We start from the raw sequence: 25,106 nt of genomic DNA, 5'->3' as shown, positions 1-25,106 counted from the left end.
CCCTCCGCTGAAGGCGTCACGCCCGCACGCCGCGGTCCCCCGGCAGCCACACCAGCATCAGCAGCACCCCGCCCACCAAGATGCCCGTCCCGGTCCTGAACGCCAGCGCGTAACCGGCGGTCAGGGCCGAGGGATCCGTCGCCCCGCCAGTCCTCGCCGCCGCGACCGTCGACAGGACGGCAAGCCCGAGCGCGCCGCCCATCACGCGGGAGGTGTTGACCAGCCCGGAGACGAGGCCCGCGTCGCCCGGCGCGGCCCCGGACGTGGCGAGGGCGGCCAGCGGCGTCCCCGCGAAGCCGGCGCCCGCCATCATCACGATGCCGGGCAGCATGATCGCGGTCACGTAGGAGCCGTCCGCGGACATCGTGGACTGCCAGCCGAAGCCGGCCGCGGACACCAGCACGCCGAGCACGGCGACATTGCGGGCGCCGAGGACGGGCATCAGCCGCGGGGCGAGCTTGGAGCCGAGGATCACGGCGAGCGAGCTGGGCATCAGCGCGAGCCCGGCGGCCAGCGGACTGTAGCCGAGGACGTTCTGGGCGTAGAGCGTCATGAAGAACCACATGCAGAACATGGCGGCGCCACAGCTGAACATCGCCGCGTTCGCCGCCGACACCGTCCGCATCCGGAAGAGTTTCAGCGGCATCAGGGGCGTGTTCGCCCGTGCTTCGACGGCGACGAAGACCGCCAGCAGCGCGAGCCCGGCGCCCAGGGGGACGAGCGTCGCGGGAGCGGTCCAGCCCTCCTGCTCGGTCTGCACGATGCCGTACGCGAGGGTCGCGAGGCCCGCCGTCACGAGTACCGCGCCCGGCAGGTCGAGCCGCCGCCGCTCCCCCGCCCGGCTCTCCGAGAGCCACCAGGCCCCCAGGGCGATGACGAGCGCGCCGACGGGCACATTGATCAGCAGTGTCCAGCGCCAGGAGAAGGCGTCGGTCAGCACCCCGCCGACGAGCCCGCCCGCCGCGCCGCCGCCCGCGCCGACCGCGGTCCAGGTGGCTATCGCACGCGCACGCGCCGGCCCCTCCGGCACGGCGGAGGTGAGCAGCGCCAGCGTCGACGGGGCGAGCACCGCGGCGCCCAGACCCTGCCCGGCCCGCGCGGCGAGCAGGTGCCAGCCCTCCTGGGCGAGCCCGCCCGCGAGGGACGCGGCGGTGAAGAGCCCGAGCCCCACCAGGAACATCCGCTTGCGCCCGAAGAGGTCTCCGGCCCGTCCGCCGAGCAGCATGAACCCGGCGAAGGCGATCGAGTACGCGTTGACGACCCACTGCAGTCCGACGGCGCTCAGCCCCAGGTCGGCCCGCATCGACGGCAACGCGGTGTTGACCACCGACACGTCGAGGACGACGAGGAACTGCCCTGCGCAGGCGGCCAGTACGACGGCCCACATGCGCTGGGCGGTGCGGCCCTGGGCCGGTGTCCGGGTGTCCGCTGTGCCGGAGGGGGCGTAAGTCATGACCGTCATCGTCCCAGGCGCCTGTCGGTCCGTACATCCGGATTTCGATGTACGGACCGCGGGACCCGGGGTCCTAGGACTTGCGCAGTACGGTGACGACCGCCGCCCCGCCGAGCCCGATGTTGTGCGCGAGACCCGCCCGGGCGCCGGGAACCTGCCGGTCCCCCGCCTCGCCGCGCAGCTGCCAGGTCAGCTCGGCGGCCTGGGCCAGGCCGGTCGCGCCCAGCGGATGCCCCTTGGAGATCAGCCCGCCGGACGGATTGACCACCCACCGGCCGCCGTACGTCGTCGCCCCGGACTCGACGAGCTTCCCCGACTCGCCGTCCGCGCACATACCGAGCGCCTCGTACGTGAGCAGTTCGTTGACCGAGAAGCAGTCGTGCAGCTCGACGACGTCGATGTCCTCGATGCCGAGACCGGACGCCTCGTACGCCTGCCGGGCCGCAGCCCGCGACATCGGCTTGCCGACGACGTCGATGCAGGAGCCGGAGGCGAAGGAGTCGGCGGTGTCGGTGGTCATGGCCTGTCCGGCGATCTCGACGGCCTTGTCGTGCAGTCCGTGTGCGACGACGAACCGCTGGGAGACGACGACGGCCGCCGCGGCCCCGTCGGAGGTCGGCGAGCACTGGAGCCTGGTGAGCGGCTGGTGAATGGGTTTGGCGGCGAGGATCTCGTCGATCTCGTAGACGTCCTGGAACTGGGCGTTCGGGTTGTTCGCCGAGTGCCGGTGGTTCTTGGCGGCGACGGCGCGAGCTGGCGTGCGGTGGTGCCGTGGCGCTCCATGTGTTCGCGCGCCGCGTTGCCGAAGATCTGGGCGGTGGGCGGGGTCATCTCGAAGCCGTGGGCGGCGGCCATGATCCCGTAATGCCGGGCCACGGGCGAGGTCTTGCTCCAATCCTCAGCGGCTCCGCCACGGGCGCCCCCGTCGGCTCCGCCTCCGAGCGCGCCCTTCTTCATCTTCTCGAAGCCCAGCGCCAGCGCGCAGTCCGAGATTCCGCCGGCGACGAACTGCCGGGCCATCATCAGGGCCGTCGAGCCGGTCGCGCAGTTGTTGTTGACGTTGTAGACGGGGACTCCGGTGAGGCCGAGTTCGTAGGCGGCGCGCTGGCCGGCGGTCGAGGCCTGGAAGCAGTGGCCGACGGGGACCTGCTGGACGCGCTCGTACGGGATGCCCGCGTCGGCGAGGGCGGCGGTGCCCGCCTCCTTGGCCATGTCCCAGTACTGCCAGTCCTTCGACTCGGGCTTCTCGAACTTCGTCATGCCGACGCCGACGATGTAGGTCTTCACCGGACGTACTCCTTCAGTCTCGTGGCAGGCCGAGGATGCGCTCGGCGACGACGTTGAGCTGGACCTGGGTGGTGCCGCCCGCGATCGTCAGACAGCGGGACATCAGCAGTCCGTGCACGGCCCGTTCGCCCGCGACCTCGCGGACGGCGCCCGCCGGGCCGAGGAGTTCGAGGGCGAGTTCGGCGACCTTCTGCTGGTGCGGGGTCTGGACGAGCTTGCGTACGGAGGCGCCGGGGCCCGGTTCCATGCCGTCGACCTGCTGCAGGGTCGTGCGCAGTCCGATGCAGGCGAGGGCGTGGGTCTCGGCGGCGAGCGCGCCGATACGGGCCAGGTACGTGTCGTCGAGGCCGGGAGCCCGGGCGATCAGTTCCTCCAGGCCCGTGTCGAAGGTCAACTGGTCAGCCATGTGGACGCGTTCGTTGCCGAGGGTGTTGCGGGCCACCCTCCAGCCGTCGTTCACCTCGCCGACGACGGCGTCCGCGGGAAGCAGCGCGCCGTCGAAGTACACCTCGCTGAAGAGGGACTCGCCGGTGATCTCCTTCAGCGGGCGGATGTCGATGCCGTCCGCGGCCTTCATGTCGACGATGAAGTAGGTGAGGCCCTTGTGCTTCGGGGCCGCGGGGTCGGTACGGGCGAGGAGGATGCCGAAGTCGGACCACTGGGCGGCGCTCGTCCACACCTTCTGCCCGGTGATCCGCCAGCCTTCCGCGGTGCGTTCCGCCTTCGTGCGGAGCGAGGCGAGGTCGGACCCGGCGCCGGGCTCGGAGAAGAGCTGGCACCAGAGCACGTCGCCGCGCAGGGTGGGGCCGAGGAAACGGTCCTGCTGCTCCCTGGTGCCGTACGCGACGAGGGAGGGCACCACCCAGGTCGCGATGCCCAGGTCGGCGATCTTCACGCCGGCGGCCCGCAGCTCCTGCTGGACGGCGAGCTGCTGGAGCGGCCCGGCACCGAGGCCGTACGGGGGCGGGAGGTGCGGGGCCGCGTAGCCGGTGGGGGCGAGGGCACGGCGGGCGGCGCCGGGGTCGAGGCCGCGGGCGGGGGCGATGGCCTCGCGGGCGGCGCGGCGGTACGGCTCGGCCTCGTCCGGCAGTTCGAGCCGCAGCTCGCGGCGGGCGCCGGCCGCCGCGAGGCGTACGGCTCCGAGCCGGTGTGTGTCCCCGGGGCCGAGGAGCTGGCGGGCGACGACGGCCCGGCGGAGGTGGAGGTGGGCGTCGTGCTCCCAGGTGAAGCCGATGCCGCCGAGGATCTGGATGCAGTCCTTGGCGCAGGTGTACGCGGCGTCGAGGGCGGTGGCCGCGGCGAGCGCGGCGGTGAGGCCCCGGACCTGCGGGTCGTCATCGGCCGCCCGTGCCGCGTCCCAGGTCAGGGCCCGCGCCTGTTCGACGCGCACGAGCATGTCCGCGCACAGGTGCTTGACCGCCTGGAACTGCCCGATGGGCCGCCCGAACTGCTCGCGCGCCTTGGCGTACTCGGTGGCCGTGTGCAGCGCCCACGCGGCGGTCCCGCAGGCTTCGGCGGCGAACAGCACGGCGGCGAGGTCCCGTACGAGTCCGGGGTCGGTGTCGAGGGCGCGGTCCCCTGACACGGTCACGCCGTGCGCGGTGACCTCGGCGGTGGGCCGGGTCGGGTCAGCGCTCTCGTGTGCGCGTATCGCGAGGTCCGCGGCGTCCACGGCGAACCAGCCGCCGGAAGTCGCGAGGACGAGCAAGTCGGCGTGCCCGGCGCCGAGCACGGGCGGCGCGGTCCCGTCGAGGCGGTGGTCGTCGCCGGCCGGGGCGACGGTGAGCGTCCCAGGCCCTGGGGCGACGGCCCCGATACGCCGCCCGTCCGCGAGCGCCCGCGCCAGATCGCCGCGCCCGGCACGGGCGAGCACGGCCGAGGCGAGCACGCTGGGCAGGTACGGCCCCGGCAGCGCGGCCCGCCCGGTCTCCTCCAGGACGACGGCGAGGTCGAGGAGCGTGCCGCCCCCGCCGCCGTACTCCTCGGGCAGATGCAGCCCGAGCAGCCCCTGCTCGGCCGCCCCGTCCCAGTACCCGGGCCGGCTCCCGGTTCCGCCGCCGGGCGCGTCGAGCAGCTTCCGTACGGCTTCGGGCGGCACGGCCCGCGCGAGCCAGTGGCGTACGGAGTCCGCCAACTCCCGCTGCTCCTGGGTGATGCCGATGCTTCCGGTACGTCCGCTCCCCATGCGCGGCAGACTAGAACACGTTTCAATCTGACGGAAGGTCAGATACATGGGGAATACGGCCCTGCGGACGCTGCCCGAGCAGGTCAACGTCAACTTGGACTTGGGCTACGACAGCGATACGACCCGCACCGCACTGACGGTGCTCGGATTCACCGGCGAGATCACCCGCAAAGGCCTGCCCGCTCCCATCCAGGCCGGCAAGAGTTGGGTGATAGAACGCAGTCACACACGGAGCCGGACTCTCTGACTCGTTTGCCGTCAGCGTGGATACGTCAACTATGGCCTCGGGGGGAAGCGCGTCCTGGCGTGCTCGGTGTGGGCGCGCATGACCTGCTGGGCGCCTGCGTCATCGCGGGCAGCGATGGCCGCGATCAGCTCGCGGTGCTCCACCCAAGCCTGGCGGACGATGGGTGTGTAGTACCGGCGGACCTTGTGCTCGACATGGGCGGCCAGCTCCGCGAGCACTGCGTTCCCGGCCAGTTCCATGACACAAGCGTGGAACGAGGCGTTCGCGATCACCACCGCGTCCACATCGTCGGCGGCGACCGCAGCCTCGCCCCTCGCGCACAGCTCGTCCAACCGCTCGAGTCCCTCGGCCGAGGAGCCGACCGCGGCCAGGCGCGCCGCCTCGGTCTCCAGCAGAGCGCGGACGACGAAGAGCTGGTCGGTCTCGTCCCCGGTCGGCTCGCGGACGAAGGCACCCTGGGCGGGGCGAAGGTCCACCCACCCTTCGGTGTTCAGCCGCTGCAGCGCCTCGCGTACGGGCTGCCGGGAGACCCCGAGGTGGCCCGCGAGCTCGCTCTCCACCAGGTGCTGGCCAGGTTGCAGCGATCGTGAACTGATCAGCTCCAGCAGAGCCTCGTACACACGCTCGCGCAGCGGTACCGGGCGCTCCACCTTGGGCATTGATCCTTGCGGCAGACCGTTGAACAGCATCTCGGCCTCCACTGACCTCTCTTATTTCGTTGATCCATGGACCTCACTTGGCGTGGGAGAGAGTATGAACGTGAGAACGGATCGTGGTCCAGGGTCGTACGCCCGTCAGGCACGACCCCCCTGGCGGTGAGAGGGCTCGACCGTCGCCCCAGCAGCTTCCACTTCTCACCGGCGCCCGCGCGGCCCCGGCGATCGCCGGCTGCCGTAGCCGGAACGGCACGCTGTCAGTGGCTGCTGCCACGATGCCCGGGCAGCGCACAGCACAGCGATCAGGAGTGAGCATGGGCACCTGGGACGTCGGACCCTTCGACAACGACACCGCCGCCGACTTTTCGATCACGCTCGACGGGGCGGCAGAGACCGAGCGGGCAGCGATCATCCGCGATGTGCTGCTCCGCACGGCGGACACCCATGGCTACCTCGATGAGGACATCTCCCAGGAGGCGATCGCCGCAGCCGCCCTGGTCGCCGCACAGTGCGCCGGAGGGGAGCCCGTGACGACCCCCTACGGCCCGGACCTGCCCATCCCGGAGCTGCCGACCGACCTGCGCGCGCTCGCCGTCCAGGCCCTCGACCGGGTCGTCACGAAACCGTCCGGGCTCATGGAGCTCTGGGGGGAAGGCGACCGGCACGGCCCCTGGCGGGCCGGCGTCGCGCGTCTGGTGGCCGTTCTGCTGCCGCCGGCGCCCGGAGAGCAGCTGAGTCTGGTCTGACACCGCCCCGAGCCCACCGGTCACCGCGCGCCGTGTTCCCCCGTCTACGAGTCCGGCCCGGTCCCGGCACACGGTCACGGGGTACTGGGGGCACCGCCCATGGCACGGAGCATCCCCGGGCCGCCGGTGCGCAGGAAGCGCACGACGAACACCGCCGCGAGCAGCAGGAAGACGATGTTGAGCCAGGTCGTGTAGTCCCATGACACGCCCTCGTCGGGGACCTTCGCGTCCGACCGGTCCGGGACGATCCCGAGGGCACCGAAGACGAACTCCACGGCGTAGGCGGCGGCGACGATGGCGACGTAGAACGTGACGAGGATGAACGCGGCCATCCGCGCCCCGTAGTACTTCCGGTAGATGTTCAGGATCGGCACGATCAGCAGGTCGGCGAAGATGAAGGCGATCACCCCGCCGAAGCTGATCCCGCCCTGCCACAGCACCACGGCGAGCGGCACGTTGCCGACCGAGCAGACGAACGAGGCGATCGCGACGAGCGGCCCGATCAGGGGCCCCCAGAGCTTCGCGGCCAGCGGATGCCCCTCGAAGAAGAACGCGCTCCAGAACGAGTCCGGCACCCAGGCGGCGACCGCCCCGGCGATCAGCAGGCCGAGGACGAGATCGCGCAGGATCGCCGCCCACTCCATGACGAAGACGTGCGCCGTGGCGGTGAAGCCCGCACCGGAGAGGAGACGGCTCCAGAACGAGCCCTCGCTGGGGATGGACATGTCCATCGCCGCATGGCCCTCCATGGAGCCCGCCAGCCCGCGCTCGGCCTGCTCACGCGCCTCGCGCAGCAGCCACTCACGCAGGAACAGCCGGAACAGCACCGCCAGCACGACGATCATGATCGGGCCGCCGGCGAATTCGGCCGCGGTGAACTGCCATCCCATCAGCAGCGCCAGGATCACGCCCAGCTCGACGACAAGATTGGTCGAGGCGATCTCGAACGCCATCGCCGCGGTGAAGTTCGCGCCTTTACGGAACAGGGAGCGCGCGAGGGCCACGGCCGCGTACGAGCACGACGAGGAGGCGATGCCGAGCCCGGCCGCGGCGGTCAGGCTGCGGGGGCTGTCATCGCCGAGGAGCGACACGACGGTGGACTTGCGGACCACCGCCTGCACGACGGCGGACAGCGTGAAGCCCAGGATCAGGGCCCAGGTGATCTCCCAGGCCATGGACCCGGCGAGGGCCAGGGCGTGCAGTACGGCATCCATGCCGCCGAGCTTCCCCGTACGGGGTTACCGTCCCGCCCCATGACACGACGACCAGGGGCGCGCGTCCACCCCCATGGCGGCCGTGGCGTACGTCAGACGGTTCCCTCCGCGGCGGCCGTGACGAACGCGGCGAAGGCGGAGGGCGCGACGGCGAAGGCGGGGCCCTCGGGGTTCTTGGAGTCGCGGACGGCGACGAGGCGGGGCTGGGGAGCGACCTCGACGCACTCACCGCCAGTGCCGCCGCTGTACGACGACTTACGCCACAGTGCGCCCGTCAGGTCCTGGCTGGTCCCCATAACGTTCCTCCCGTACGCGGGCGATCAGTGCCGCCGACTCCTCCACAGAGAGGGCCGCGGCCTGCAAGTGATCGTAACGATGCGCACAGTCCCTGACCGTCTCCGGGTTGGCGGTCACGTTAGCCGAGCCATAACTCTCGGCGTAGACGATATCCGGGTCTCCCTCGAACCTCAGAACGGTGAACGAGCCGACGTTCGCGGGGTGTTGCCCTGCCGCGAACGGCAGCACCTGGATACGGACCTCACGCCGGTTCCGGAAACCCAACAAGTGGTGGAGTTGGTTCCTCATGATGTCCGGGCCGCCAAACGACCGGTGCAGCACCGCCTCGTCCAGCACCACCCAGACCAGCGGCGGGCACTCCCGGCTCAGGATGCGCTGGCGCTCCATCCGGGCAGCCACCGCCTCATCAAGCTTGTCCGCCCACCCCGCCTGAAGCACTGCTCGCGCATACTCCGGGGTCTGCAACAACCCGTACACCAACTGTGCCTGGAACGTGGAGATGTAGGTCGCCCTTGCCTCCATCTCCGCGTACTGCTGGAACCACGGCGGCAACTGGCTCCGCAGCACCAGCCCCACCAGCTGCGAGAACACCCCGCCCGTCCCCAGCGCCGCGTCCACCCGCTCACTGAAGTCCCGCGTCGGGACCTTCCTCGCCGTCTCGATCTGGCCGATCAGCGAGGCGGTACAGAAGACGCAGCTGCCGAGCTCCCCCTTGCTTCAGCCCGGCGTCCTCTCTCAGGCGGCGCAGTTCCGAGCCGTAGTAGTCCAGCGGCGAGGCGCTGGGATCGAGGTCGCGGATGTTGACCATGAGGCGGTCACCCCCAAGCTCACGCAAGCTCACGCCGTGCGGCGTTCGTTTCGGTCCGTAGCCGAGCGTAATCGCGGCACTGCACGCTGGTGCCATGAATCACGCAACTGACCACTCACCAGCGGAAATTGCCCACAGCTATCGCTTGGGCTTCACCGTCGGTGAGCACTCGGCGCGACATCTGCGGCGCATCCTGCGGATGTTCCTGGCCCGCTGGGACATGGCCGAGCTGACCGACGCCGCCGAGCTGGCACTGACGGAGCTGATCGCCAATGTCGTACGGCATGTGCCCGGGCGGCGCTGCACGACGCTGATCCTTCGGCGGCCGGACGGGCTCCGGGTCGAGGTCACGGACGGGTGCCCGCGCCCGGCCCGCCCCGCACAGCGCGGGGACGCGCTCGCCGAGGGCGGCCGGGGGCTGCTGCTCGTCGAAGCCCTGGCGGACCGGTGGGGCACGGTGGAGGTGCCGGGAGGCAAGACGGTCTGGTTCGAGTGCGACGCGAAGCCCTGACCTGCTTCCGCCTACGATGTGACCGCCCAGTACGCCTGCACGAGCCGGAGGATCCGCCATGGCAGCCGCCGCCCCCGCCGCACCCAAGCCGGAGATCCTCGCCGCTTTCGAGGCCGCGAAGGGCTTCATGCCCGTACGGGAGGGGCTCGCGCTGTACGCGGCGGCGGTGGAGGCGGGGGCGCTCGGGCTGCCGCTGCTGGAGGTCGGGACGTACTGCGGGCGGTCCACGATCCTGCTCGCGGACGCTGCCCGCGAGGCCGGGACCGTCGCCGTCACCGTCGATCACCACCGGGGCAGCGAGGAGCAGCAGCCGGGCTGGGAGTACCACGACCCGACGGTCGTGGACCCCGAGGTTGGCCGGATGGACACGCTGCCGACGTTCCGCCGCACCCTGCACAAGGCCGGTCTGGAGGACCACGTGATCGCGGTCGTCGGGCGGTCTCCGCAGGTCGCGCGGGTGTGGGGCCGGGAGGCCGGGCTGGTCTTCATCGACGGCGGGCACACCGACGAGCACGCCACGAACGACTACGAGGGCTGGGCCCCGCATGTCGCGGACGGCGGGCTGCTGGTGATCCACGACGTGTTCCCGGACCCGGTGGACGAATGGACCGGCCAGGCCCCATACCGGATCTACCTCAGGGCACTGGAGTCCGGCGCGTTCACGGAGGTCTCGGTGACGGACTCGCTGCGTGTCCTGCGTCGCACCGGGCCGGGGTTCTGAGCGGACGCGACTAGCATCGCGACGTGCCGACGAACGTGCCGACCGACGGGCCGACCAACGTGCCGTACGACCAGAACCGCCCCTTCCCCTTCATCGCGGCCGCCGCCCTCGCGACGGCCGCGGCGGCCTGCCTGGCCGGATGCGCCCAGACGACCGGGGTGAGCGACTCGCCGAAGGGACCGTCCACGCCCAGCGGCAGCACCGCGTCCACCGTGCGCCCGTCGCCATCCCCCTCCACGGCCGGCCGCCCCCTCGCCGGAAAGGTCGTCGTCGTCGACCCCGGCCACAACCCCGGCAACTTCCGGCACGTCCGCGAGATCGCCAAGCTCGTGGATATCGGGACGAACCGCAAGGAATGCGACACCACGGGCACGTCCACGAATGACGGTTACACCGAGGCCGCATTCACCCTCGATGTTTCACACCGCCTTCGCAGCCTGCTGGAGAAACAGGGCGCAACGGTCCAATTCACCCAGGACAACGACCGCCCGTACGGCCCGTGTGTGGACGAGCGCGCCCGCATCGGGAACGAGGCCGAGGCGGACGCCGTGATCTCCGTCCACGCGGACGGCTCGGGGTCCGGGAACCGAGGGTTCCATGTGATCCTCCCCGCCCTGGTGAAGGACGGCGCCGCCGACACGACGAAAATCGTCGGCCCGTCGCGCGAGCTCGGCGAGCGCATCGCCGGGACATTCGCAGCCGCCACCGGCACCGCACCCTCCAACTACGTGGGAAAGAACACCGGGTTGGACGTGCGTAAGGACCTCGGCGGCCTGAACCTGTCGACCGTTCCCAAGGTGTTCATCGAATGCGGCAACATGCGTGACGCGAAGGACGCGAAGCTTCTGAAGAGCCCGGCATGGCGCCAGAAGGCGGCACAGGGCATCGCGAACGGCGTTCTCTCTTACTTGGGGCACTGAAGATGGTCTGATTGAGCCAACCTTGGCGCACCGACGCCGACAGCAATGACCCAAAATTTACGGATGCGCTGCATCCGCTCAGGAATGTCGACTCGCGCGTCGGCTGCCCGCGCCGAAAACGCATCCTGCACATGGGCAGCAATTTGCTGTTGGCGCTGGGCAGGTGCTCACAAATCAGACCAAGAGGCCCTCGGGGTTGTGACTGACATCACCGTCGAGGTCTCAGTTTTCCTGCACCCCGTTCCGCGCATCGAACTGATATTCACAAACCGAGTGACACTTCACGCGTCATTCCAACTTCGGCAGCTCAAGGAGCGAAACCGGTGCAGAAGAAAACAGCTGCCAAGTTACTTGCGATCCTCGCGATATTCGCGAGGATCTGGACGACCACGGGCTCGGCACACGCAGGGACTCGCGCAATAGACACCTGCACGCACACGCCGGCAGACGTCCGCCTCATGGCCGCAACTGGCTGCTTCAAAGCTTACGGCGACGAAGTGAGGGCTTGTGACACGCGCGCCGATGGGGCCGGCGCATGGGTCGGCCTCTATCTGGACAGGACCAGCTCGCCCGATCTACTTCTCACCTCCGTTTTCGCTGGCGGAGAAGGAAACTGCAAGACCACCAGCAAGAACATCACAGAGGGAAGCCAAGTCTACGTGAAGGTCTGCTTGCGAAAAGACGGCCGCAACGGGGTGTGTCGCAATTCAAGGCTCGGTGAAGCCTAGTTGTACAACGCGGCCACCGGATACCCATCGAGAGAATTAATGTCGGCGAGAATCTGACTGGACGCCAGCGAGACCCCAGGCCCCCGAGAGCCTTCTCGGGGGCTTTTCAGTTGGCCATGTTCATGGGGTGGCACTTCCGGCGCAACTCAAGCGAAGATCACCCTAGGGCTAGAGTATGACGTGCGGGCAAGGCAGGCCTCATCAAATGGGTCAGCAATGCACAATTTGCCCAATATGAGACCAAAGGGCGGGTGATCTCGGACGTGGTCACGGCCTCGTCGGACACGGCAGTCCAACGACAGACTGGACCCGTACCATGGGGCTCCACACGCCCGTTGCCAGCACATCAAACTCAACGAGATGACCGAGAAGGACCCTTAGGTGAACATCCGCTCCCTCACTCGAGGCGATGGCGTGGTGATCGGAGCAGCGGTGGTGCTGTTCATCGCCTCGTTCCTCAACATCGCCGACTGCTCCGGCTCCACCTGTGACCTCGTTCCGAACACGTGGGAGTCATCTCCACTTGGCTGGGGTGCATATTTCCCCGGCATCGTCGGCGCCGCCCTGATCATCGTCACACGCGCGCTGCCGCAGCCCCGTAAGGTCGCCGGCCTCGACCTGGGCCAGGCCGGCACCGTGCTCACGATCGCCTCGGCCTGGACGATCCTGATGTGGATCTTCGAGGCGGAGGGCGCGGGCAGCGCCCTCATCCTCGGTCTCATCGCCGCACTGATCCTCGCCGCCGCGGCCGTCGCCACCCCGCTCGTCCCCGCCCTCAAGGCCCCCCTCCTCCCCGCCCCGCGCCCGCAGGCCCCGCAGCCGTACGGTGCGCAGCCTCAGGGTGGTTACGGCTACCCGGGCGCCCAGCAGCAGCCGTACGGCATGCAGCCGGGTCAGCAGGGACAGCCGCAGCCGTACGGTGGCCACCCGCAGCAGGGTGGCCAGCCCGGCCAGCCCCAGCCCCAGCCCCAGCAGGGCGGGCCCGCCCCGGCGGCGGACTTCGCGCCGTTCTGGTTCGCGGTGCCGGTGGCCCGGCCGCTGTTCGCGGAGGACGGCTCCCCGGCGCCGATCGCCGAACTCGCGCCCGGCACCTGGTACCTCGCGGTCGAGCAGCGCGGCGCCGCCCTGGTGGCCCAGACGCAGGACGGCCGACGCGGTGTCCTCCAGGACACGTCCGGCATCCAGCGCGGCTGAAGCCCGTACGCATAGCGGTCCCTCGCCCTTCCGGGCGAGGGACCGTTGTCGTACAGTCGCCCCGCGGCAGTGAACTGACGGATCGTCAGAGAAGGAGCGGGGCATGCGGCTCGGACTCGCACTCGGCTACTGGGGGCGCGGCCCGAACCCCGCCCACCTCGACCTCGCCCGCGAGGCCGAACGCCTCGGCTACGACTCGGTCTGGACCGCCGAGGCCTGGGGCTCCGACGCCTTCACCCCGCTTACCTGGATCGCCGCGCACACGACCCGTATCAGGCTGGGCACGGCGGTCGCCCAGATGGCCGCCCGCACCCCCACCGCCACGGCGATGCACGCGCTTACGCTCGACCATCTCTCCGGCGGCCGGATGATGCTCGGCCTCGGGCTGTCGGGGCCGCAGGTGGTGGAGGGCTGGTACGGCCGCCCGTTCCCGAGGAGTCCGCTGACGGCGACCCGGGAGTACGTGGACGTCATCCGCCAGGTCCTGCGCCGCGAGGCCCCCGTGGAGCTCGCAGGCCGTTTCCACGCGCACCCGTACGCCGGCGAGGACGGCACCGGCCTCGGCAAGCCGCTCAAGCCGATCACCCACCCCCTCCGGGCCGGTCTGCCCGTCCTGCTCGGCGCGGAAGGGCCGAAGAACATCGCCCAGACGACCCGGATCGCGGACGGCTGGCTGCCGCTGTACTGGTCCCCGCTCCGGACGGACGTCTACCAGGCGTCACTGACCGACGTCCCCGCCGCCGGCGAGGGTACGAGCAAAGGTCACTTCATGATCGCGCCGATGGCACGGGCCGCCGTCTGCGACGACGTCTCCGAAGGGCTGCTGCCGGTCAAGGCGATGCTCGGCTTCTACATCGGCGGCATGGGCCACGCCGCCCGCAACTTCCACGCCGATCTGATGGCGCGCATGGGGTACGAGGACGAGGCCCGGCACATCCAGCGGCTGTTCGCCGAGGGCCGGCGCGAGGAGGCGGTGCTCGCGGTCCCCGACGCCTTCGCCGACGAGATCTCGCTCGTCGGCCCGCGCGAACGCATCGCCGAGCGCCTGGAGTTGTGGCGCAAGGGCCCGGTCACCGATCTGCTCGTGACGGCGCCGGACCCCCACACCCTGCGCGTACTGGCGGAGCTGAACGCCTAGGACCTCCTGCCGGGACTACCTGACGGAGTGGGAGCTCGTCCTGGTCTCCGTGGTCACGCAACCCAGGGCCCGCCTTTCGGACAGCCCGGATCCGGAAGACGGTCCCCAGGAGCCGATTGCGCGCCCCGCGGCAGCCGCCGATTACCGTCGCGGGGCTGTGTTCGACAGGATGGGTGCCATGACCGAGATCCGCACGCCCCGCCTCATCCTCCGCCGCTGGACAGATGACGACCTCGTCCCCATGGCCGAGATCAATGCGGATCCCGCGGTCATGCGCTGGATCGACGACGGTTCGGTCCGCGACCTGGAACAGACGGCCGAGGACATCGAGCGGTGGGAGGAGGAGTGGGACGAGGAGGGCTTCGGACTCTTCGCCGTCGAGCTCATCGCCTCCGGCGAGCTGATCGGCTTCGCGGGTCTGTCCGTCCCGGAGTACCTGCCGGAGGTGCTGCCCGCCGTGGAGATCAGCTGGCGCCTCGGAAGGCCCTTCTGGGGCCAGGGATACGCCTCCGAAGCCGCCCACGCCGCCCTGGCGTTCGCTCTTCAGGACCGTGGGCTGGACCGGGTCATCAGCATCGCCCACATCAGCAACGTCGCCTCCGAGAACGTCATGCACAAGCTCGGCATGGCACCGGAGCGCGAGACGACGCATCCGGTCTACGGCGTGCCGCTGCGTGTCCACGCCATCGACCTCACCGAATTCGTCGAGTGACCCGCTGCGCAGTGACCCGCTGCGCCGGGGCGCCGGGACTCAGCCGGACCTTCACGGCACTAGCCGCCGCTGAGCTGGGAGGCGGACGGCACCTTGTCCTTCACCTCCGCGCCCGCGCTCTTGCCCGCGTCCTTGACCTGGTTGATGACGTTCTCGAACGCGCCGATGTCGGCATCGCCCGCCTGGCCGTTGCGGAGCTTGGTGCCGAGGCCCTTCAGCGAATCGATGCCGGCCGTGATCGGCGCGATCGCCTTCGAGAGCAGCGGGTCGCCCTTGGCGTTGTTCGCCGCGGCCTTGAGCCTGTTGTACGCGAACGCGCCCGCGAGGCCCGCCTTCGCCAGGGCGAGCTTCTGGCCTTCCGCGCCCTTCGTGAACTTGCCCGCGCGGTACGGCTTGACGATCCACTGGTACGTCGCGCCCGCCGCGAGGCCCGCGTTGGCCACGAAGCGGGTCTTGGCGAACTTCTGCTTCTCCGCCGAGCTGGTCGGCGTGGCCGAGGCGCCCGCGCTCTCGTCGCCGCCGCACGCGGCAGTGGTGGCCGACAGCGCGCAGCAGAGCAGCAGCGCCACGACCGTACGGCGTATCGGACCCGGAGTGGGCATGGCAGACCTCCCTGACCTCCCCGAGGCTTCTCGCGCCAGCGTCACCCGGCGCGGCGCGTTCCGCCACTCGGGCGACCCCGACCTGGTTTGGTTCAACGCGAAACGGCAAGCCGATGCTTATGTCCTTTCGAGAACGCAGTGGAAGCCACCAGGCGGCGACGGTCATCACCGTGGTCGCCGACGTCATGGCCGTCATCCTCGGCCTGTGGATCCTCATGTACGTGCTCGACGCGAACCGCGGCAACGACCTGGTGAGCGTCGTCCAGGACCTGGCCCGCTGGCTGGCGGGCTGGTCGCACGACCTGTTCACGTTCGACGACGCCTGGGCCCGTGTCGTTTCGGGCTACGGCCTCGCCGCCGTCGTCTACCTCGTCGTCGGCCACAGCGTGGCCGGCCGCCTGCGCCGCCACTGAGCGCTCGCACCCGGGTGTGCTCCGGGGAACCGCCGGCCGCGATCCAGCCCCGCGGCCGACGGTTCGGGGCACAGCCCTGGCCGAGCCTCCCCCCGGCCCCCCGGTTCAGCCCGTACGGCTGCGGGGGGGGGGGGGGAAGGCGGGGAGCTTCAGGCCCCCCACGTACTCACGCGCAGCAGTCCGGTTCCAGCCCGCGCGGCAGGCGTTCCCCGCCGAAGACCGCCGTCGTCGCCTCGTCTCCCCCCAGCGCCGCCACGGCCAGCAGCAGGGACCCCGCCGTCCAGGTGGTGAGCTCCTCGGGCCACACGGCCCGGTCGCCCTCGAAGACGTAACCCGTCCAGTACATGCCGCCGTCGGCGCGCAGGTGCTGGATCGACTGGAGGATCTCCAGCGCCCGGTCGGACTCGCCCATCGCCCAGAGCGCGAGCGCCAGTTCGCAGCTCTCACCGCCCGTCACCCACGGGTTCGGCAGCACGCACCGCACACCGAGGCCGGGGACCACGAACGCGTCCCAGTGCTCCTCGATGCGCGCCTTGGCCTCGGCGCCCGTGAGCGCCCCGCCGAGGACCGGGTAGTACCAGTCCATCGAATAGCGGGACTTGTCGAGGAACCGGTCCGGGTGGCGGCGTATCGCATGGGCGAGCGCGCCCGTGGCCAGCTCCCAGTCGGGCTGCGGCTCCTCGCGCTCGTCGGCGATCGCGAGGGCGCAGCGCAGGGCGTGGTGGATCGACGAGTTGCCCGTCAGCAGGGCGTCCTCGACGGCCGTGTCCCCGTTCTCGGGGGACTCCCGCTTCCAGCCGATCTGGCCGCCGGGCTGCTGGAGCCGCAGCACGAACTCGACCGCGGCGTAGACCGTCGGCCACATCCGGTCGAGGAAGGCGTCGTCGCCGGTGGCGAGGTAGTGGTGCCAGACGCCGACGGCTATGTACGCGCAGAAGTTGCTCTCCCGGCCGAGGTCCGTCGGCTCCTCGGCGTTCCCGTCCTGGTACGCGGCGTACCAGGACCCGTCCGCGAGCTGGTGCCGTGCCAGCCAGTCGTAGGCGCGGGCAGCGGCGGCGTGCTCGCCGGCCGCGTCCAGCGCCATGGCCGCCTCGGTGTGGTCCCACGGGTCGAGGTGGTGCCCGCGGAACCAGGGGATCGCCCCGTCCTCACGCTGCACGGCGAGGATCCCGGCGACGGTCTCGGCGGCCTGCTCCGCGGTGAGGACCCCCGGCAGGACGAGATGCTCGGTCCTCCCCGGTGAGGTCACGCGCCCACCTTCGGCGTGTGCGGCTTGGTCGCGTACGCCACGAAGCTCTTGCCGACGACCGGGTTGAGGGCCTGCTCGGCGAGCCGGGTGACCAGGGGCTTCTTCATGATGTCCCAGACCAGCAGCTTGTGGTACGCGCGGACCGGCAGCGCCTTGTCGTTGTCGACGCCGAACGCGCACTTCAGCCACCAGTACGGGGAGTGCAGCGCGTGCGCGTGGTGCGTGCCGTACGGCTTGAGGCCCGCCTCGCGCATCTTCCCGAGCAGCTCGTCGGCCTTGTAGATGCGGATGTGTCCGCCCTCGACCTCGTGGTACGCGTCGGACAGCGCCCAGCAGATCTTCTCGGGGCCGTAGCGCGGGACGGTGACGGCGATCCGGCCGCCCGGCTTGAGCACCCGGACCATCTCGGCGAGCACGCCCTTGTCGTCCGGGATGTGCTCCATCACCTCGGAGATGATCACGACGTCGAACGACTCGTCGGGGAAGGGGAGGTTGAGCGCGTCCCCCTCCATCGCCGTGGCGCTCGCGCCCTCGGGGGCCTCCCCGGCCTCCTTCATGGCCGCGAACCACTTGGCGACCTCGCGGATCTCCTCGCCGTTCCGGTCCAGGGCGACGACCTGCGCGCCGCGCCGGTAGCACTCGAACGCGTGCCGCCCGGCCCCACAGCCCAGGTCGAGCACGCGGTCGCCCGGGGCGAGCGGGAAGCGGGAGAAGTCGACGGTCAGCACGGGGTCGGCCTGCCTTCGAGGTCGGAGTGGCGGGTCATGCTCCCGGCCGCGGTGCGGCCGGGAGAAAGGAACACGGGGAGCGCGGGGCACGTGCGGCCGCCGCCCGGGGGAACGAGGCCCGGGTACGGGGACGAGGCTCGCGGCGCCGGGCGCCGGGACGTCACCGTGCACCCCCGGCGGCCGCGCGCGCGGCGATCGCCTCGCGGTAGAGGTCCGCCGTGCCCTGGGCCGCGCGGGCCCAGGTGAAGCGGGACAGGACGCGGTCCCGGCCCGCCGCGCCGACGCGGCGGCGCAGTGCGGGGTCGCCCAGCAGCCGGCCGAGCGCGGCGGCGAGCGCCCCCGCGTCGCCCGGCGGTACCGCCAGGCACGTCTCGCCGTCGGGCCCGGCGACCTCCGGGATCGCCCCGCCCGTCGTGGCGACGAGGGGCGTTCCCGTGGCCATGGCCTCGGCGGCGGGCAGCGAGAAGCCTTCGTACAGCGACGGCACGCACGCCACCTGCGCGCCGCGCACGAGGTCCACGAGCTCCGCGTCGGAGATGCCCTTCACGAACCGGACGGCGCCGCTCAGCCCGTACCGTTCGATCATCCGCGCCACGGGCCCGTCCTCGGCGCGCTTGCCGACGACGACCAGGTGGGCGTCCGGGTGTTCCGTACGGAGCTTGGCGAGCGCCTCGACGAGGAAGACGAGCCCCTTGAGCGGGACGTCGGCGCTGGACGTGGTGACGATCCGTCCGGGCACCTCGGCGACCGCCGGATCGGGCGAGAAGAGGTCGGTGTCCGCGCCGATGTGCACGACCCGCACCCGCTCCGGCCGCACCCCGAGGTGCTCGACGATCTCCTGCTCCGAGGACCCGGAGACGGTCAGCACGGACGGCAGCCGCCGCGCGACGCGCTTCTGCATGCGCGTGAAGGCGTACCAGCGGCGGACGGAGGCGCGCCGCTTCCAGTCGGCCGCCGCGTCGAGCTCCAGCTGCCGGTCGACGGTGATGGGGTGGTGGATCGTGGTGACGAGCGGGGCGCCGAGGTCGCCGAGCAGCCCGTACCCCAGCGTCTGGTTGTCGTGGACGACGTCGAACTCCCCGCGCCGCGCGGTCAGGTGCTGCCGCGCCCGCAGCGAGAAGGTCAGCGGCTCGGGGAAGCCGCCGGTCCACATCGTGGCGACCTCGAGCCGGTCGATCCAGTCCCGGTACTCGTCGCGCTTCGGTGTGCGGAAGGGGTCGGGCTGCCGGTACAGATCGAGGCTGGGCAGCTCGGTGAGCGGCACGCCCTCGTCGAGCACGGGGTACGGCTGTGCGCCGATGACCTCGACGCTGTGCCCGAGGCGGGCGAGCTCCCGCGACAGGTGCCGTACGTAGACGCCCTGGCCCCCGCAGAACGGGTTGCCCTTGTACGTGAGGAGAGCGATGCGCAGCGGTCGGTCACCGGCGCCGGCGGCACGTGCACCGGCGGCAGCCGCACCGGCACCCGCACGGGGCCCTGCGGCTATGGCCTCAGCGGTCACTCACGGCCCCCTTCTCACTGCACTTCCGCCGGAGCGTAACCGCTCGCGCTAATCTAGAACAAGTTCCACACTTGATCGTTCTTGATCGCTCAAGGAGCATCGAATCTACCGGCAGGTAGCCCGGCTGTAAGGCCTGGATCAGGTGATTCGCGCCACGGCGCGACGCCCTGCCATGCTGTGCCGTCCTGCACGGTCCGTCCGCACCCGGGGACACTCGGGGAACTCAGGGAACGGGAGACATGACCGCGGAAGCCAAGGCAGCCCATCCGGCGTCCCCTCCCCTGACGGAGCGCCAGGAGGCCCGCCGCCGCCGCATCCTGCACGCCAGCGCCCAGCTGGCCAGCCGGGGCGGTTTCGACGCCGTGCAGATGCGCGAGGTCGCCGAGGCCGCCGAGGTCGCGCTGGGCACGCTCTACCGGTACTTCCCGTCGAAGATCCATCTGCTGGTCGCCACGATGCAGGACCAGCTCCAGCACCTCCATACGACCCTGCGCAAGCGGCCCCCGGCGGCGGACGGCGCGGCGGAGCGGGTCGCCGAGACCCTGATGCGGGCCTTCCGCGCGCTCCAGCGCGAGCCGCACCTCGCGGACGCGATGGTCCGGGCGCTGACCTTCGCGGACCGCAGCGTCAGCCCCGAGGTGGACACCGTCTCGCGCCAGACGACGGCGATCATCCTGGACGCGATGGGCCTGGAGAACCCGACGCCGCAGCAGCTCTCCGCGGTCCGGGTCATCGAGCACACCTGGCACTCGGCGCTGATCACCTGGCTCTCCGGGCGTGCCTCGATCGCCCAGGTGAAGATCGACATCGAGACGGTGTGCCGGCTGATCGACCTGACGGACCCGCAGCGGCAGGCCGGCGCCGGTCAGCCGGCCGGCGGCACCGGCACCCGTCGGCCAACCCGGGGCACCGGTCAGCCGATCAGCTGAAGCCCGCTCCAGCTGCGGCCGATCGTCACGGCCGCGGCCCACTGTTCGAGCAGTTGCCGTGCGTCGTCCTCCGGCGCGGCGAGGGCGACCGTCTGCGCGCCCGCGTGCACGCTGCCGCCCTCCTCGTACTCGATGCTGCCCTCGCTGCAGCACTTGCAGTGCATCGTGAAGCTGCTCGTCGGCTCGGCGCCGAAGTCGCGGTCGGCGAACAGCTCGACCAGCGCGTGGACGTCCGCGACCTCCGCCGCGTTCACGGTCACCTCCAGCGTCGGCAGCGCCGACGGCTCGAAGAGGACCAGCTCGTCGAAGACGCTCACGCTCCGCCCCTGGTAGACCCGCTCCCCCTTCGGCTCCCCGTCGTGCACGACGATCTCGCCGAACCGCCGCCCCTCCGTGAAGGGCACGTTCACGATCTGCGCCCGGGTCGGGCAGAGCCGCTGCGCCCACACGACCTCCTGCTCGCCGTCCGTGTCCAGCCGCACGCAGGTCATGCCGAACGCGCCGTCGACGTCGACCGGCCCCTCGCCCTCGGGCATGGGGATGCCGAACCCCTCCCAGGCGTCACGCGCCACCTCCCACTCGCGCAGGACGGTGGCGGCGATGCCCAGGTTCCAGAAGGCCGGGTCGTTCTCGCCGCGCTCCGCCCGGGCCGCCGCCTCGCGTCCCAGTTCGTACGCCTTGGGCCAGTTGCGGAGGAACTTGTACGCGAGCGCGGCGTCGTACCACCACGCGGCGCTGGGCCGCTCGTCCGGGTAGTGCGCGAGGACCTGCTCGTATGTCTCCGCGCACACCTGCCACTCCTCGGCGTCGAACGCATCCTGCGCGCGCTTCAGCAGCCGCTCGGCCTCGGACTTCTCCACCGCTACCCACCCTGGTCACCGTTACCGGACCGCAGGAGGCTACTCCTCGGGCGGGAACACCGCCTCACCGGTGTCCGGCAGCGTGATCATGATGGCCTCGACGGGGCATCCCTCCGCCGCGGCGAGGATCTGCTCGTTGGCGTCGGTGTCGGCGGCCTGGGGATGCGACTGGCGGGCCGAGTCGAGCTTGAAGCCGTCCGGCGCGTGGTTCACGCACATCCCCGAGCCGATGCACACGCCCCGGTCGACCTCGATGTGCCAGCGGTCACCCATCAGCTCTCGCTCCCGCCCGCCGCGTCAGCGGCAGATGTATACGTCGACGGCAAATGGATCATTTTGTGCTCAAGGTACGCGCTGTAGCCCTCGGGACCGAACTCCCGCCCCAGCCCGGAGTTCTTGTATCCACCGAATGGCCCGAGCATGTCGAGGCTGAACGTGTTGACGTTGTACGTCCCCGTCCTGACCCGCCGTGCGAAGTCGATGCCGTGCTCGACGTCGGCTGTCCACACGCTGCCGCTGAGCCCGTAGTCCGAGTCGTTGGCGATCTTGGCGGCCTCGCTCTCGTCGCCGTACGGCAGGAGGCAGATGACCGGTCCGAAGATCTCCTCGCGCGCGATCCGCATCGAGTTGTCGACACCGCCGAAGAGGGTCGGCTCGACGTACCAGCCGCGGTCGAGGCCGGCCGGGCGGCCGCCACCGGTGAGGATCTTGGCGCCTTCCTCCTGGCCGATCCTGATGTAGTCGAGGGACCGCCGCTGCTGGCGCTGTGCCACCAGCGGGCCGACCTGGGTCGCCGGGTCCAGCGGGTCGCCGACCACGAGCGCCCCCGCCGCCGCGGCGAAGGCCTCGGCGATCTCGTCGTAGCGGGAGTTCGGGACGAGGATGCGGGTCTGGGCGACGCAGGCCTGGCCGTTGTTCATCCAGGCCGCCGGGACGATGCCCTGGACGGTCGCGTCCAGATCTGCGTCCGGCAGGATCACGGCCGCGGACTTGCCGCCCAGCTCCAGCGTGACGCGGGTGAGATTGCGGGAGGCGACCTCCATCACGCGCCTGCCCGCGGCGACGGAGCCCGTGAAGGACACCTTGTCGATGCCCGGATGCCCGACGAGGTACTCACTGACCTCGCGGTCCGCGGGCAGGATCGACAGCACACCGTCCGGCAGCCCCGCCTCCCGGGCGATGTCGCCGAGGATGTACGCGTCGAGCGGTGCCTCCGGCGACGGCTTGAGGATGACCGTGCAGCCGGCGAGCAGCGCGGGCGCGAGCTTCGCGGCGGCGACGAACTGCGGGACGTTCCACGGCACGACGGCCGCGACGACCCCGACGGGCTCGCGCCGCACGAGGATCGGCCCGAGGACACCGGTGCGGTGCTCCTCGTGCGTGAAGCCACGGGCGACGGTGATGGCCGCGTCCCAGACCATCATCGCGCCGAGGGCCTGGGCGAGGACGCTCCAGGAGTACGGGGAGCCGTTCTGCGAGCTGATCGAGCGCGCGATCTCCTCGTGCCGTACGGCGATGGCGTCCTTGATCCGGCCGACGACCTCGATCCGCTCGTCGCGCGTCATCCGCGGCCAGGGCCCGTCGTCGAACGCGGCGCGCGCCGCCGCGACCGCACGGTCGACGTCCGCCTCGGACGCGTGCGGGACACGGCCGATGACCTGCTCGGTGTGCGGGGAGACCACCTCGATGGTGTCCGCGCCCAGGGGATCGACCAACTCCCCGCCGATGTACAGCTTTCCGTGCTCGACCAGCTCGGTCATGACGTCCGCCTCCCGCGCACCGGGGATCTACGGGGGATCATCCGGGATCTCCCTGGGATCTTCTGACACTGTCTCAGAACTGATACCAGTTCTAGTTGAACTAAGCCAGGCCTCGGACTGAAGTGGCCCCCACCAGCGGTTTTTGTCGTCGGCAAGGGCTCCCTCATGCCGCCCGGGCCATGTCCGGGCCGCTGTGCGCATCACCGTCCGTCCGGTACATGCCGTCGACCGACTTCCGGGTACGGCTCGCAACGCTCGGCATCAGGTGCACCCCCGTGCGGCGGCGCGGCCAAGCCTCACCCATCGGCACGAGCGTCCCGCCCACCATGAAATGTCGAACACGTGACCTAATCGGGTCGTGGCGCGAATCAGTGGGTGGGTTGCCAGTCTTTGGGTGATATGCGATACGTGGAGGGAAGCCTTTCACCGCTCGCCGAGGACCCCTGCTGGCCCATCCGGGAAGAGGGAGCCATGACAGGAGCGAACGAGGCCGCCGGGCGCGTGATCACCGGGCGCTACCGGCTCCTGCGCCGACTCGGCGCCGGCGGCATGGGGCGGGTGTGGCTGGCCTACGACCAGGAACTGGCGTGCGAGGTCGCGCTCAAGGAGATCATCCTGCCGCCGGACGTCCCGGAACACGAAGTGGGCACCCGGATCGCGAGGGCCCGCTGCGAAGCGCGGCACGCTGCCCGGCTGCGCAACCACCCCCATGTCGTCACCGTGCACGACATCGTGGAGGACGGCGGCCTGCCGTGGATCGTCATGGACTTCGTCCCCGGCGCCATGGACCTGGAGGCGGTGGTGCACGAGTGGGGGCCGCTGCCCCCCGCCGACGTCGCCCGGATCGGGCTGGCAGTGCTCGACGCCCTGCTGGAGGGCCACCGGCTCGGCATCCTGCACCGGGACGTCAAACCGGCGAACATCCTGCTGACCCACCCAGGCCCGCAGCGCTCCTACCCTGCGGAGGGCGGCCAGGTACTGCTGACCGACTACGGCATCGCGCTGGAGCCGAGCTCCGGAGAGGCGCGCCTGACCGCCACCTTGGAGATCCTCGGGACCCCGCGCTTCATGGCCCCGGAACGGACCCGCAGCGAAGCGCCCACCCCGGCCGCCGACCTGTTCTCACTCGGCGCCACCCTGTATTTCGCGCTCGAGGGGAGTGGCCCCTTCGACCGCGACTCCGCTCTCAGCACGCTGAGCGCCCTGCTGTTCGAGCCTCCCACCCCGCCGCTCCGGGCAGCGGGGCTGACCCCGGTCCTCCTCGGGCTGCTGGCCAAGGACCCCGCGGACAGGATGGACGGCGACGAGGCCGCCCAGCAGCTCACCTCCATCGCAGGCCAGCCCCACCCGTCCCCTTCGCAGCAACCCGCTCTACCGCCGGAGACGCCGCCGCCCGAGCGGCCCCCCGCCTCGAAGCCGCCGCGCCCTCAGGAATCGGCCCTGACGACCGAGCATGCGCCGCCGGCCGAGCCGGAGGAACCGGCCGGCCCGCCCGCGGGACCACTGCCGCGCAAAGGTGACGAGGCCGACCTGCAACCCCGCCCGCCGCGGCCCGGACACCGACGGACCAGGCTCATTGCCGGGGTGGCGCTGGTGGCGCTGGCCGCGGTAGCCGGCGGCATCTACCTGACACAGCCCCCCTCCCCCGGTCCTGAACTGTCCTCGATCCGGGTTGGCAACTCCCCGGCAGGGGTGGCGGTCTCCCCGGACGGACGCCGGGTCTACGTGACCAACTTCAGCTCGGACTCGGTGTCGGTGATCGACACCGCGACGAACCGCACCGTGGACGAACCCATCCCCGTCGGCAACTCCCCGTCGGGAGTGGCGGTGTCCCCGGACGGACGCCGGGTCTACGTGACCAACAACGACTCGGCCTCGGTGTCGGTGATCGACGCAACGAAGAACCGCACCATGGGCAACCCCATCCCCGTCGGCGACACCCCGGAGGGGGTGGCGGTGTCGCGGGACGGACGGGTCTACGTGGCCAACGGGAAATCGGATTCGGTGTCGGTGATCGACCCCGCGACGAACCGCACCATGGGCAACCCCATCCCCGTCGGCCGCTTCCCGGCAGGGGTGGCGGTGTCCCCGGACGGACGCCGGGTCTACGTGACCAGCATGAAACCGGCCTCGGTGTCGGTGATCGACACCGCGAAGAACCGCACCGTCGGCAGCCCCATCCCCGTCGAGAAGCGGCCGACAGGGGTGGCGGTCTCCCCGGACGGACACCAGGTCTACGTGACCAAC

At 70.9% G+C, this 25,106-nt stretch carries 23 protein-coding genes and 3 pseudogenes; 12 read left to right on the top strand and 14 right to left on the bottom strand.

The genetic code is table 11. The features are described 5' to 3' along the window. Window positions 1–16 precede the first annotated feature (16 nt). The 3 genes and pseudogenes from ACFV9O_RS05315 to ACFV9O_RS05305 all read right to left on the bottom strand — a co-directional run bounded on the left by ACFV9O_RS05315 (window position 17) and on the right by ACFV9O_RS05305 (window position 4,925). Window positions 17–1,462, bottom strand: a complete 1,446-nt coding sequence (locus ACFV9O_RS05315; protein ID WP_385412581.1) for an MFS transporter — start codon at window positions 1,460–1,462, stop codon at window positions 17–19. 64 nt (window positions 1,463–1,526) lie between these two features. Further along, window positions 1,527–2,740, bottom strand: a pseudogene (locus ACFV9O_RS05310) (lipid-transfer protein). A 13-nt stretch (window positions 2,741–2,753) separates the two neighbouring features. After that, a complete protein-coding gene (locus ACFV9O_RS05305; protein WP_385412579.1) occupies window positions 2,754–4,925 on the bottom strand; it encodes an acyl-CoA dehydrogenase in 2,172 nt (723 codons plus the stop codon). A 70-nt stretch (window positions 4,926–4,995) separates the two neighbouring features. On the opposite strand from ACFV9O_RS05305, the pseudogene ACFV9O_RS05300 reads away from it, so the two are divergent. Next, window positions 4,996–5,151 (top strand): annotated as a pseudogene (locus tag ACFV9O_RS05300) (IS5/IS1182 family transposase); the annotation flags it as partial. 50 nt (window positions 5,152–5,201) lie between these two features. Here the strand turns inward: ACFV9O_RS05300 and ACFV9O_RS05295 are convergent. Beyond that, window positions 5,202–5,861 carry a GntR family transcriptional regulator gene (locus ACFV9O_RS05295; protein WP_385412577.1) on the bottom strand — a complete coding sequence of 220 codons (660 nt, stop codon included), beginning with the start codon at window positions 5,859–5,861 and terminating at the stop codon, window positions 5,202–5,204. Between the two features lie 281 nt (window positions 5,862–6,142). Here ACFV9O_RS05295 and ACFV9O_RS05290 point away from each other — a divergent pair, with 281 nt between their 5' ends. Beyond that, entirely contained in the window at window positions 6,143–6,574 is a 432-nt protein-coding gene (locus ACFV9O_RS05290; protein WP_385412574.1) for a DUF4259 domain-containing protein, read from the top strand. A gap of 74 nt (window positions 6,575–6,648) precedes the next feature. Here the strand turns inward: ACFV9O_RS05290 and ACFV9O_RS05285 are convergent, their stop codons facing one another. The 3 genes and pseudogenes from ACFV9O_RS05285 to ACFV9O_RS05275 form a co-directional block, all read right to left on the bottom strand. Further along, window positions 6,649–7,788, bottom strand: a complete 1,140-nt coding sequence (locus ACFV9O_RS05285; protein ID WP_385412571.1) for a permease — start codon at window positions 7,786–7,788, stop codon at window positions 6,649–6,651. Window positions 7,789–7,880: 92 nt separating this feature from the next. After that, entirely contained in the window at window positions 7,881–8,084 is a 204-nt protein-coding gene (locus ACFV9O_RS05280) for a DUF397 domain-containing protein (RefSeq protein WP_385412569.1), read from the bottom strand. After that, window positions 8,044–8,893, bottom strand: a pseudogene (locus ACFV9O_RS05275) (Scr1 family TA system antitoxin-like transcriptional regulator). The gene ACFV9O_RS05280 and the pseudogene ACFV9O_RS05275 overlap by 41 nt, the downstream one beginning before the upstream one ends. A 94-nt stretch (window positions 8,894–8,987) precedes the next feature. Between ACFV9O_RS05275 and ACFV9O_RS05270 the strand changes: the two are divergent. From ACFV9O_RS05270 to ACFV9O_RS05240, 7 genes are all read left to right on the top strand, one after another. Next, window positions 8,988–9,404 (top strand): ATP-binding protein, encoded by a 417-nt coding sequence (locus ACFV9O_RS05270; RefSeq protein ID WP_385412566.1) that lies wholly within the window; start codon window positions 8,988–8,990, stop codon window positions 9,402–9,404. Between the two features lie 58 nt (window positions 9,405–9,462). After that, complete coding sequence (locus tag ACFV9O_RS05265; protein ID WP_385412563.1) at window positions 9,463–10,125, top strand: class I SAM-dependent methyltransferase; 663 nt, start codon at window positions 9,463–9,465, stop codon at window positions 10,123–10,125. 59 nt (window positions 10,126–10,184) lie between these two features. Next, window positions 10,185–11,045, top strand: a complete 861-nt coding sequence (locus tag ACFV9O_RS05260; RefSeq protein ID WP_385412906.1) for an N-acetylmuramoyl-L-alanine amidase — start codon at window positions 10,185–10,187, stop codon at window positions 11,043–11,045. 323 nt (window positions 11,046–11,368) lie between these two features. Beyond that, window positions 11,369–11,773 carry a hypothetical protein gene (locus ACFV9O_RS05255; protein ID WP_385412560.1) on the top strand — a complete coding sequence of 135 codons (405 nt, stop codon included), beginning with the start codon at window positions 11,369–11,371 and terminating at the stop codon, window positions 11,771–11,773. A 381-nt stretch (window positions 11,774–12,154) separates the two neighbouring features. Continuing rightward, window positions 12,155–12,967 (top strand): hypothetical protein, encoded by an 813-nt coding sequence (locus ACFV9O_RS05250; protein WP_385412557.1) that lies wholly within the window; start codon window positions 12,155–12,157, stop codon window positions 12,965–12,967. A gap of 103 nt (window positions 12,968–13,070) precedes the next feature. Further along, window positions 13,071–14,105, top strand: coding sequence for an LLM class F420-dependent oxidoreductase (locus ACFV9O_RS05245; protein WP_385412555.1), 1,035 nt, complete (start codon window positions 13,071–13,073; stop codon window positions 14,103–14,105). A gap of 178 nt (window positions 14,106–14,283) precedes the next feature. After that, entirely contained in the window at window positions 14,284–14,817 is a 534-nt protein-coding gene (locus ACFV9O_RS05240) for a GNAT family N-acetyltransferase (RefSeq protein WP_385412553.1), read from the top strand. A 59-nt stretch (window positions 14,818–14,876) separates the two neighbouring features. Here the strand turns inward: ACFV9O_RS05240 and ACFV9O_RS05235 are convergent, their stop codons facing one another. Beyond that, window positions 14,877–15,419: a hypothetical protein gene (locus ACFV9O_RS05235; RefSeq protein ID WP_385412551.1), complete on the bottom strand. Its 543-nt coding sequence runs from the start codon at window positions 15,417–15,419 to the stop codon at window positions 14,877–14,879. Between the two features lie 119 nt (window positions 15,420–15,538). Here ACFV9O_RS05235 and ACFV9O_RS05230 point away from each other — a divergent pair, with 119 nt between their 5' ends. Next, window positions 15,539–15,832, top strand: coding sequence for a hypothetical protein (locus ACFV9O_RS05230; RefSeq protein WP_385412548.1), 294 nt, complete (start codon window positions 15,539–15,541; stop codon window positions 15,830–15,832). 166 nt (window positions 15,833–15,998) lie between these two features. Here the strand turns inward: ACFV9O_RS05230 and ACFV9O_RS05225 are convergent, their stop codons facing one another. From ACFV9O_RS05225 to ACFV9O_RS05215, 3 genes are all read right to left on the bottom strand, one after another. Further along, a complete protein-coding gene (locus tag ACFV9O_RS05225) occupies window positions 15,999–17,081 on the bottom strand; it encodes a prenyltransferase (protein ID WP_385412545.1) in 1,083 nt (360 codons plus the stop codon). Continuing rightward, window positions 17,078–17,809, bottom strand: coding sequence for a class I SAM-dependent methyltransferase (locus ACFV9O_RS05220; RefSeq protein ID WP_385412542.1), 732 nt, complete (start codon window positions 17,807–17,809; stop codon window positions 17,078–17,080). Before ACFV9O_RS05220 ends, ACFV9O_RS05225 begins: the two co-directional genes overlap by 4 nt. Window positions 17,810–17,969: 160 nt before the next feature. Beyond that, entirely contained in the window at window positions 17,970–19,310 is a 1,341-nt protein-coding gene (locus ACFV9O_RS05215; RefSeq protein ID WP_385412539.1) for a glycosyltransferase family 4 protein, read from the bottom strand. 239 nt (window positions 19,311–19,549) lie between these two features. Here ACFV9O_RS05215 and ACFV9O_RS05210 point away from each other — a divergent pair, with 239 nt between their 5' ends. Beyond that, the gene (locus ACFV9O_RS05210) at window positions 19,550–20,239 is read left to right on the top strand and encodes a TetR family transcriptional regulator (RefSeq protein ID WP_385412536.1); all 690 of its coding nucleotides are present in this window, start codon (window positions 19,550–19,552) and stop codon (window positions 20,237–20,239) included. Here the strand turns inward: ACFV9O_RS05210 and ACFV9O_RS05205 are convergent. Genes ACFV9O_RS05205 through ACFV9O_RS05195 form a run of 3 tightly spaced genes read right to left on the bottom strand, consistent with a single transcriptional unit; the run spans window position 20,224 to window position 22,859 of the window. Next, a complete protein-coding gene (locus ACFV9O_RS05205; RefSeq protein ID WP_385412533.1) occupies window positions 20,224–21,099 on the bottom strand; it encodes a tetratricopeptide repeat protein in 876 nt (291 codons plus the stop codon). The genes ACFV9O_RS05210 and ACFV9O_RS05205 overlap by 16 nt on opposite strands. Before the next feature lie 39 nt (window positions 21,100–21,138). Further along, on the bottom strand, window positions 21,139–21,372 hold the full coding sequence (locus tag ACFV9O_RS05200; RefSeq protein WP_385412531.1) for a ferredoxin: 234 nt from the start codon (window positions 21,370–21,372) through the stop codon (window positions 21,139–21,141). Continuing rightward, complete coding sequence (locus ACFV9O_RS05195) at window positions 21,372–22,859, bottom strand: aldehyde dehydrogenase (protein ID WP_385412527.1); 1,488 nt, start codon at window positions 22,857–22,859, stop codon at window positions 21,372–21,374. The genes ACFV9O_RS05200 and ACFV9O_RS05195 overlap by 1 nt, the downstream gene beginning before the upstream one ends. Window positions 22,860–23,330: 471 nt before the next feature. Between ACFV9O_RS05195 and ACFV9O_RS05190 the strand changes: the two genes are divergently transcribed. Next, the coding region (locus ACFV9O_RS05190; RefSeq protein ID WP_385412524.1) for a serine/threonine-protein kinase at window positions 23,331–25,106 on the top strand (1,776 nt) is incomplete at its 3' end.

Source organism: Streptomyces sp. NPDC059909 (genome assembly GCF_042730885.1).
Lineage (GTDB): Bacteria > Actinomycetota > Actinomycetes > Streptomycetales > Streptomycetaceae > Streptomyces.
Note: the sequence above shows the minus strand (reverse complement) of the source record. Positions and strands in the feature narration are given on the sequence as shown.

Bases quoted from the DNA above. Each gene is read 5' to 3' on its own strand.
- ACFV9O_RS05230 (WP_385412548.1), top strand. From the start codon at position 15,539: ATGTCCTTTCGAGAACGCAGTGGAAGCCACCAGGCGGCGACGGTCATC.
- ACFV9O_RS05280 (WP_385412569.1), bottom strand. From the start codon at position 8,084: ATGGGGACCAGCCAGGACCTGACGGGCGCACTGTGGCGTAAGTCGTCG.
- ACFV9O_RS05290 (WP_385412574.1), top strand. From the start codon at position 6,143: ATGGGCACCTGGGACGTCGGACCCTTCGACAACGACACCGCCGCCGAC.
- ACFV9O_RS05295 (WP_385412577.1), bottom strand. From the start codon at position 5,861: ATGCTGTTCAACGGTCTGCCGCAAGGATCAATGCCCAAGGTGGAGCGC.
- ACFV9O_RS05265 (WP_385412563.1), top strand. From the start codon at position 9,463: ATGGCAGCCGCCGCCCCCGCCGCACCCAAGCCGGAGATCCTCGCCGCT.
- ACFV9O_RS05305 (WP_385412579.1), bottom strand. From the start codon at position 4,925: ATGGGGAGCGGACGTACCGGAAGCATCGGCATCACCCAGGAGCAGCGG.
- ACFV9O_RS05200 (WP_385412531.1), bottom strand. From the start codon at position 21,372: ATGGGTGACCGCTGGCACATCGAGGTCGACCGGGGCGTGTGCATCGGC.
- ACFV9O_RS05245 (WP_385412555.1), top strand. From the start codon at position 13,071: ATGCGGCTCGGACTCGCACTCGGCTACTGGGGGCGCGGCCCGAACCCC.
- ACFV9O_RS05315 (WP_385412581.1), bottom strand. From the start codon at position 1,462: ATGACGGTCATGACTTACGCCCCCTCCGGCACAGCGGACACCCGGACA.
- ACFV9O_RS05195 (WP_385412527.1), bottom strand. From the start codon at position 22,859: ATGACCGAGCTGGTCGAGCACGGAAAGCTGTACATCGGCGGGGAGTTG.
- ACFV9O_RS05270 (WP_385412566.1), top strand. From the start codon at position 8,988: ATGAATCACGCAACTGACCACTCACCAGCGGAAATTGCCCACAGCTAT.
- ACFV9O_RS05210 (WP_385412536.1), top strand. From the start codon at position 19,550: ATGACCGCGGAAGCCAAGGCAGCCCATCCGGCGTCCCCTCCCCTGACG.
- ACFV9O_RS05285 (WP_385412571.1), bottom strand. From the start codon at position 7,788: ATGGATGCCGTACTGCACGCCCTGGCCCTCGCCGGGTCCATGGCCTGG.
- ACFV9O_RS05235 (WP_385412551.1), bottom strand. From the start codon at position 15,419: ATGCCCACTCCGGGTCCGATACGCCGTACGGTCGTGGCGCTGCTGCTC.
- ACFV9O_RS05240 (WP_385412553.1), top strand. From the start codon at position 14,284: ATGACCGAGATCCGCACGCCCCGCCTCATCCTCCGCCGCTGGACAGAT.